The sequence below is a fragment of the Nonomuraea maheshkhaliensis genome (genome assembly GCF_039529435.1).
GTDB classification, from domain to species: domain Bacteria; phylum Actinomycetota; class Actinomycetes; order Streptosporangiales; family Streptosporangiaceae; genus Nonomuraea; species Nonomuraea maheshkhaliensis.
The window spans coordinates 1-799 of record NZ_BAAAMU010000327.1 but is presented as its reverse complement, the minus strand read 5'-3'; the positions used below and the strand labels follow the sequence as shown (position 1 = coordinate 799).

At 78.8% G+C, this 799-nt stretch carries 1 pseudogene; it reads left to right on the top strand.

From position 1 onward, the window contains the following. Window positions 1–73 precede the first annotated feature (73 nt). Window positions 74–799, top strand: a pseudogene (locus ABFX54_RS56675) (hypothetical protein); the annotation flags it as partial.

The window sequence follows — 799 nt, the reverse complement described above, 5'->3', positions numbered from 1 at the left end:
CCCCCCGGCCGAGCTCACCCGGCCGGACGACACGAGCGACCCCCCACGGCCCGCCCTCGCGCCCGACGGTGGCGTGCCTGCCGGCCGGGAGGCCGACAGCGATGAGGTCGTGCGGCGGGCGCGGGAGTTGTTGCGGGCCGCCGTCACCAGCAGGGCCGCGCAGATCAGGGACGTCAGGGCGGGCGCCGTCCGGCACGACGAGGCCGTCAGGCGCCGCACCGAGGCCGAGCACGAGCGTGACCAGGCCCGCGACGACCTGGCCGCCGCTCAGGAGGCGCACGAACGGGCCGGGCGCCGGTGCGAGGAACGCGCCCGCGACCTGGCCGCCGCCCTGGCCGACTGGGCGGGCGGCTGCGCGCAGCTCCAGCTCGACCCGGGCACGCTCGCCGGGCTGGTCGCCGACTTCGAGCGGGCCGACGACCTGGTCGGCACCGCCCGTACGATGGCCGCCGTCGAGCTGACCACCCGCGAGCAGCACGTCACGAGCCGGCGCGCCGGGCTGCTCACCGAGCGGGCCGAGCTGGCCAGAGAGCGCGAAAGCCTCACCGACCAGGCCGTACTGGAACCGCCCGCCCCGCACGCGCGGGCCACCGCCGCCAGGCCGGGACGGCCGGGGACCCCGCTGTGGCGGGCCATCGCGTTCAGGTCGGGGCTCGACCCCGTCGCCCAGGCCGGGCTGGAGGCGGCGCTGGAGGCGTCGGGGTTGCTCGACCTGTGGCTGCGCCCCGACGGCGGGTTCGACGCGGGCGAGCACGACGCGTTCGCCGTGGCCGCGCTGTCCAGGCCCGCGCCCGGCTAC